This is a genomic window from Neobacillus jeddahensis (assembly GCF_000612625.1).
Lineage (GTDB): Bacteria > Bacillota > Bacilli > Bacillales > Cytobacillaceae > Neobacillus > Neobacillus jeddahensis.
Genome location: NZ_CCAS010000103.1, coordinates 1 through 7,431 on the forward strand (window position 1 = coordinate 1; position 7,431 = coordinate 7,431).

General features: G+C 42.8%; 8 protein-coding genes. 2 read left to right on the forward strand and 6 right to left on the reverse strand.

Annotation, left to right across the window (positions count from 1 at the left end; genetic code table 11):
* Positions 1-40: 40 nt before the first annotated feature.
* Positions 41-1,009: a quinone oxidoreductase family protein gene (locus TY15_RS22395; RefSeq protein WP_040203590.1), complete on the reverse strand. Its 969-nt coding sequence runs from the start codon at positions 1,007-1,009 to the stop codon at positions 41-43.
* Between the two features lie 154 nt (positions 1,010-1,163).
* On the opposite strand from TY15_RS22395, the gene TY15_RS22400 reads away from it, so the two are divergent.
* Entirely contained in the window at positions 1,164-1,772 is a 609-nt protein-coding gene (locus TY15_RS22400) for a TetR/AcrR family transcriptional regulator C-terminal domain-containing protein (protein ID WP_040203592.1), read from the forward strand.
* A gap of 73 nt (positions 1,773-1,845) precedes the next feature.
* Here the strand turns inward: TY15_RS22400 and TY15_RS22405 are convergent, their stop codons facing one another.
* From TY15_RS22405 to TY15_RS22420, 4 genes are all read right to left on the reverse strand, one after another.
* Complete coding sequence (locus tag TY15_RS22405; protein ID WP_040203593.1) at positions 1,846-2,856, reverse strand: FecCD family ABC transporter permease; 1,011 nt, start codon at positions 2,854-2,856, stop codon at positions 1,846-1,848.
* Entirely contained in the window at positions 2,853-3,863 is a 1,011-nt protein-coding gene (locus TY15_RS22410) for a FecCD family ABC transporter permease (RefSeq protein ID WP_040203594.1), read from the reverse strand. Before TY15_RS22410 ends, TY15_RS22405 begins: the two co-directional genes overlap by 4 nt.
* A gap of 125 nt (positions 3,864-3,988) precedes the next feature.
* Positions 3,989-4,915 (reverse strand): iron-hydroxamate ABC transporter substrate-binding protein, encoded by a 927-nt coding sequence (locus TY15_RS22415; RefSeq protein WP_040203596.1) that lies wholly within the window; start codon positions 4,913-4,915, stop codon positions 3,989-3,991.
* Positions 4,866-5,711, reverse strand: coding sequence for an ABC transporter ATP-binding protein (locus TY15_RS22420; protein ID WP_040203597.1), 846 nt, complete (start codon positions 5,709-5,711; stop codon positions 4,866-4,868). The genes TY15_RS22415 and TY15_RS22420 overlap by 50 nt, the downstream gene beginning before the upstream one ends.
* Before the next feature lie 191 nt (positions 5,712-5,902).
* Between TY15_RS22420 and TY15_RS22425 the strand changes: the two genes are divergently transcribed.
* The gene (locus TY15_RS22425) at positions 5,903-6,952 is read left to right on the forward strand and encodes an NAD(P)/FAD-dependent oxidoreductase (RefSeq protein WP_040203599.1); all 1,050 of its coding nucleotides are present in this window, start codon (positions 5,903-5,905) and stop codon (positions 6,950-6,952) included.
* 185 nt (positions 6,953-7,137) lie between these two features.
* Here the strand turns inward: TY15_RS22425 and TY15_RS22430 are convergent.
* Positions 7,138-7,431: catalase-related domain-containing protein (locus tag TY15_RS22430; RefSeq protein ID WP_042375629.1), on the reverse strand; the 294-nt coding region annotated here is incomplete at its 5' end.

Below are 7,431 nucleotides of genomic sequence, written 5' to 3' on the forward strand. Positions count from 1 at the left end.
TTTTTTTTAGACTGGAGTTTTCACAGGTCCCAATAGTTTATTATGGAATGATGACAATCCTTTTACCTTGAAAATCATTCCTTTTCCATATCGTTTCAATATCTTGAAGTGGTACTTCTTCGATGTCCATCGTCAATTTATTTCCTTTGAGCCATTCCCAAACTAGATTGGTCCCTTCATTCATGGCTTCCGCGGTCAATCCAGCAGCAGCCCCAGTAATTTCTAGCCCTGATGTGCGTAAAGCGTCAGCTGGAAGTGAGATACTGGCTCCGGCTTTTTCTCCAATTTGGATTAGACGAGTTCTATGTCCTGTGAAACCTAATTCCTGAGGGGTTAACGCCTTAATTAGTAATTCGGTTGGGGATCCCCATAAGAAATCTAGAACAATATCAATCCCAATGTCTGCTTCTTTTTTGAAGGCCTCCATTACTTGTTGTTCTGATTGGGTAAGGTCAATAACGGCATCAGCGCCAAGTTCGATCACTCGTTCTAATGATTCAGGGTTGCGGCCTGTACCGACGATTCGCCCTGCACCGAGTAACTTTGCGATTTGGACAGCAAGTTTTCCTGATACGCCTGTTGCCCCATTTATTAAGACGGTTTCCCCTTGCTGTAATTTTGCCCCCCATTTTAGTGGAAACAAAGAGGTTAATGCAGAAGCTGGCAGTGCAGCAGCTATTACGGCATCCACATCATCCGGAACAGGAACAGTATACATACTTGGCACCACTGTTTTTTCTGCCATTGCTCCATATGGTGCTTTCGTTCCGCCAAATCCTACTAGCCTACCGTCTGGCAGTTCCCCAATTCCGTCAAATCCAACAATTGCCGGCAGTTGGGTTAGAAATTGCTTGCTGGCAAAATGGGTTCCTTCTGTCATCATTTTATCGATATTTTCTAAGGTTACTGCTTTTACTTGAATTAGTACTTCATTCTGACTTGGTACTGGATCTGGAAAATCTTGATAGCGTGGAGTATCACCAAATTTTTGTAAAACGGCTGCTTTCATAACTGATCCCCTTTCAATAAACAAATTACTGAACAGTGTTCAATTGAACACTGTTCAGTATATGCGTATTGTATTACCATGTCAAGTAGTTCAAAATGAATTATTAGTAGAGGGTTGTATGTAAACCAGTTGATTGAAAAAAGGAGTTTTTACAATGGCATTAAGGAAAGAACAAATCATAGATGAAGCACTGCAATTGCTCCATAAAGATGGTCTGGAGGGAGTGACCCTCCGTAAATTAGCTAAAAAGTTAGGCGTGCAACCTTCAGCCCTTTACTGGCACATTAGAAATAAAGAGATGTTAGTAAATGAAATGGCTGAAGTTATCCTGTTGAAGGAGTTTCCGAATATTGACTGTCAAAAAGCCGAGGAGTCGTGGGAGGATTTGATTCTGCAATTGTTCACTCGACTACGAAGAGCATTGTTATCATATAGAGATGGGGGCAGGGTGGTTGCTGATGCAAATCTATCACGCATGCTGGCTAAACTAACTGAGAGGGGAATTGAAACTTTTGTAAATGCGGGCATAGATCTTCAATCAGCCCGGTTAAAAGTACTTACTGCCATCCATTACACTTTCGGGTATGTTTTAGACGAGCAAACTACACCTTCACCGGAAGCAATCAAACATTTTAATCTAGACCAGTTTAAAAAAGAGCATCCCTTAATTTCTAAAGGAATAGAAGACTATTTTGCATCAGGAAAAACAGGCGATGACCTTTTTCAGGATGGTTTGAAAATAATCGTGGGAAATGGTGCCTGACACCATTTATCCCCTTTCTTAATTGTTTAGATGAGAAAACTCCCGTGAGTAACATTTCACGGGAGTTCTTTGTTTACATTTTTCTCAAAAGCAAATACATAAAGTAAGGGGCGCCAATGATTGCAACCATGATGCCGGCTGGTATACCGTCTGGCTGGATGAGATTTCGACCGATGGTATCAGCAAACAATAACAGCCAACCCCCAAGGAGGATTGCAATGGGGATAAATAATTGATTGCGTGGTCCAACTAAGGCTTTCGCCATATGTGGGGCCATTAAGCCGATAAAGGCAATTCCACCTGTTACCGACACCGCAGAAGCAGCGAGGGCGACAGCAGCCATCAATAAAACAATCCGTTCCTTTTCAACCGATACCCCCACTCCGATCGATACAGGCTCACTTAGTCCGAGTAAATTCAGCCGATTGGCTTTGTAAAGCGTAAAGGGAATCAGGATAATCAGCCATGGCAGCAAGGCCCAAATAAAGGGCCAATCTGTTCCCCAAATATTTCCTGCCAGCCATTTAGCAATAAAATCCACCTTTGTTTGTTCAGCAGATGAAATCAAGACAATCATCAGACCGGAAAGGGCGAAGGAAAAACCAATTCCGACCAACACTAATCTGACAGGCTGTAATCCTGCTTTTCGGTCATAGGCAAACAGATAAATAAGCAGAACAGTCAATAATGCCCCGACAAAGGCTAGCAGGGGGATCATGTAGACTAATGAACCTGGTTCAATCGGGGCATACAAAAAGAACACAGCTACGGCGACCCCAGCCCCAGAATTGATCCCGATAATCCCTGGGTCTGCTAAATCATTGCGGGTAATCCCTTGTAAAATCGACCCAGAAAGTGCCAGTGCCATTCCGGCTAAGATGGTAATAATGATCCGCGGCAAACGAATTGAAAATAGCACAAACTCCTCTTTAAACGTTCCATGGCCGAGTAGGGTCGGGATAATCCGGTTATAAGAGACCGTAGAGTAGCCGATTCCAAACCCAATGATGATAGTTAGCAAAATAAGGCCGAGTAAACTTCCGAAAATAAGACGTTGTTTTCTCAGTAAAGTAGATGGAATCATGAGAATGCTTTGCCTCCTTTACGAACAATGAGCAGGAAGAAAGGTAACCCCATGATGGCGACAATTGCCGCAACGGGTGTTTCATATGGAGCATGAATTGTCCGTCCAAGTGTATCAGCTAACAGCATGAAACTTGCCCCCGAGATAGCGGCCATGGGCAGAATAAAACGGTAATCGGTTCCAACAAAGGCTCGGACAATATGGGGAATCATTAAGCCGATGAAGACCATATTCCCGACTAATGCCACAGCGGCACCGGCTAAAAGAATGTTAGCAATGAACAGGATTGTTTTAATTTGCGCTGTTTTTTGCCCTAAGCCGACTGCAACTTCCTCATTCAGGCTTAAAATGGTGAGCTGTCTTGCGAATAGAATTGCGATGACGATCCCAATCACAATAAATGGAACAATCAATTTTAGTTGTCCCCAAGTGGTTCCAACCATTCCTCCTGCTGTCCACATGGAGATATTCTTTGAAACCTTATAGAAAAGACCAAGGCCATCGGCAGCAGCGTATAAAAAGGTTGATACTGCTGAACCCGCTAAGACAATTCGCAGCGGAGAGAAACCGCCTCTTTTCATGGCACCGATGCCAAACACCATCAGGGTCCCTGCACTGGCACCAATAAAGCAGGCAATCGTAATCCCGAAATATCCAACTGAGGGGAAAAAGGCCTTCGTAACAGCTAAAGCAGCATAGGCACCAGCCGTTAGACCTAGTAATCCAGGATCAGCCAGCGGATTCTTGGTCAATCCTTGCATAATGGCACCGGAAACAGCTAGTGCGGCGCCAACAAAGATAGCAGCCATTTCACGTGGAAGGCGAATGTCGCGTATGATGGAAATCTCTTCACTTTTTGAGGAAGAGGTTAGGGCGAGCCAGACATCATGAACGGTGATATGGGCAGCTCCGAACACCATGGCTATGACAAACATCCCCAGTAACACAAGGATTCCGGCGATCAGTTTCACTGTAAATGGAATAGTACGTCGTTTTTCTGTCGTCATCAGTCTCATCTTTTCTTTCATAGAATAGGGGAAGAGGAATCCTGCATGAAAGATTCCTCTGTGTTATATATAGTTTGTTCCCTTTTTAGCTCAAGCCTGTCACCTGTCAAGGCGCCGGAGCTTTACTAGTTTTCTAGGAATGACTTTTTAAAGAATGCTAGTTGTTTTTCCAATGTAACAGGATCACTGAAGGATGCACCATTACCAGTCATTTCAAAAACATGGTTGTTCTTGACAGCCGGAATATTTTTGTAGGTGTCCGTTTCTTGGAACGCAGTATCTGCATCTGCATATTTACTCATGACAATATAATCGCCGGCATACTCAGGAATGACTTCTGCAGAAAGGGTGTAATAGCCGTCTTTTAAGGCCATTTCTTTTACCTTTTCAGGCATTTTTAGTTTCATCGCTTGATATAAAATCTCTGTTCCACGCGCCCAGTTGTCCCCGAATACATATAGGTCTTTATCATATGCTTCGAAAACTGAAACTGTTGCGTCTTCACCAATTTTGGCACGAATTTCATCGCCAGCCTCTTCGGCCTGTTTCTTGAAGTCATCTACCCATGCTTGTGCTTCTTTTTCCTTGTTTAATAGTTTGCCAATTTCAACATGCTGTTGTAAGTAATCTAATTTACCCCAAGTATACGTTACGGTTGGAGCAATTTCTTTTAATTTATCGATGTTTTTAATATTAGATAATCCAATAATTAAATCTGGCTCTAATTCAATAATTTTTTCCAAGCTTTCGTCCGAAACCTCTTCAACATCCTTTAATTCATCCTTAAAGGTAGGGTTGTTTTTTGACCAAACATCCACACCGACCACATTAACGCCTAGGTCAATGACATTACCTGTGAATCCAGACAGAAGGATGACGCGCTTTGGATGGGTAGGAACCTCAACAGGACCGGTTTCAGATTGATATGTGAAGGTTTTTGGCGTTTCGTCTTTCTTAGGTTTGCTTTCTTCTTTGCTAGATGATGTGTCACTACTGCAGGCACTAATAATTAACACTAACAGCAGGATAAATGGGAGTAGCAGCTTTTTCATTTCGTTTATCTCCTCTTAATAAGTTGTAAGTTATACACATAGGTTTGTTTGTACGTGGATCTCGACCAATTTGCGCATCGATATGAAACACTTTCTTCAGCACGTCATGTGTCATGACCGCCTCACAATCACCGGCCTTGATGACTTGACCGTCCTTCATGGCGATGATATAGTCGGCAAACCGAGCGGCCTGATTTAAATCATGGAGGACCATGATGATCGTACGTCCTTGTTCAAGATTGAGCTTTTGTAAAAGTTCTAATACTTCAAGTTGATGGGCCATATCCAAGTAAGTAGTCGGCTCATCGAGGAATATAATCTCCGTTTCTTGGGCGAGTGCCATGGCAATCCATACTCGCTGGCGTTGTCCGCCAGATAGGGAATCGACCGGTAGAAACTTATAGTCGAAGGTACCTGTCACGTCCAGTGCCCAGTCAATCACGTCCATATCCTTTTTGGACAAACGGCCGAAGCCCTGTTGATGGGGAAAACGTCCATAGGAGACAAGCTCAGCCACGGTTAGTCCGCTAGCACTTTCCGGTGACTGCGGCAGGATCGCCATTTTTTTGGCGAGAAGCTTGGTGTGTTCCTTTGAAATATCCCTTCCATCTAAGACAACGGTACCAGCTTGCTGGGAGATAATTCGTGTCATCGCTTTCAAAAGGGTCGACTTTCCGCAGCCATTGGGACCGATGATGGTGGTAATCTTTTTGTCAGGAATTTCAGCGTTAAGATTTTTAACTATTAAACGTTCACCATAGCCAATTTTTAAATTCTCTGTATATAGGCGAACCATTATCTGACCTCCAGTATGTAATGATTAATAATTAATAACTGATAATGATTATCAATATCGTTTACTCCTATACTATAATTCGAGACTTTCGTACTTGTCAATACAATTTTTTATATTGTCAAATAAAAACACTTAGGGTATATTTAAATGAGAATGATAATCAATTACATTTGATTTGAGGAGTGAGCGGAATGGATAAGCAGGAATTGTTTGATGTGACAGTGATTGGAGGCGGTCCAGCAGGACTGTACTCTGCTTTTTATAGCGGGCTTAGAGAAATGAAGACGAAGCTGATCGAATATCAACCGCAATTAGGCGGGAAAATTCATGTTTATCCAGAAAAGATGATTTGGGATGTGGGTGGGCAAACGCCGATTTCGGGGGCAGACCTCATTGATAAGCTGGTCGAACAGGGATTAACCTTTAATCCCACGGTTGTCTTGAATGAAAAGGTTGTAGCGATTAATCGTAATCAAGAAGGTATTTTTGTGATCGAGGCGGCTTCCGGTGAGAGCCATTTTTCAAAAACCGTTATTGTTGCGATCGGAAGTGGAATCTTGAAACCTCAAAAGCTAGCGATTGAAGGGGCAGAGCGGTTTGAAGTATCTAATCTGCATTACACGGTGAAATCGTTAATGAGTTTCAAGGATAAAACGGTGATCATTTCTGGGGGTGGAAATTCGGCTATTGATTGGGCCAATGAATTAGAACCAATTGCCAAAAAGGTGTATGTTACATACCGTAAAGATGAATTTTCTTCACATGAGGCACAGGTCAGTCAGCTGATGAACAGTTCCGCACACTGCTTCTTTAATACGTGCATTACCAAATTGATCGCGAGTGCCAATCATGAAGTGATTGACCGAGTTGAGCTTACCCATCAGCAAACCGGAGAGGTGATGGAGCTGCCAATCGATGAGGTGATTATTAATCATGGTTATGAACAGGATGCGACGCTGCTGGAGAAGAGTGAGTTGAATATTGCCATGGTCGATTCCTATTATATTTCCGGTAATGCCACGAGTGAATCGTCGATCGAGGGACTGTTCGCGGCTGGCGATATTCTCATGTATGAGGGCAAGGTCAATTTAATTGCCGGAGCGTTCCAGGATGCAGCTAATGCGGTTAATAAGGCGAAGAAATTTATTCAGCCAGACGCCCAAAAAGTGGCAATGGTCTCTTCACACAATGAGCTTTTTAAGAAGCGTAATCGCGAATTGGTGAAGGAAATGATGCTGTAGTGCATTCAATCTGAAAAATATACTAGACTCCTAGGGTTCCATTTGATCTTGGGACCTGTTGATGTTTTCAATATGAGGTCTTTATGAACAACGACAAAGAAAAGTGAAGTAGACAGGTTAACGTAAGGTTTTAATTCCAGAAAGAAAGGGAGATTAGTTGTGATGCTAATCTCCCTTTCTTTCTCTTATAAATGGTATAACTCTTGCTTACTACTAGCAGCTTCTACTTCACTCATCTCAATCCCGAGTGCTCTAGCAACGCCTTCTCCATAGGCATGGTCAGCTCTATAGCAGTTGTTAATATGGCGGAGCTGAACTTCTTTGGTTGTCCCTTGCATATTGCGTGCCGTATTTTCAAACAAACGTTGTTGTTGTTCAAGTGTCATTAGATTAAATAATTTCCCTGGTTGTGTGTAATAATCATCGTCATCTTCACGGAAATTCCATTCGTAGGCATCGCCCTCGAGTTTTAATGGCGG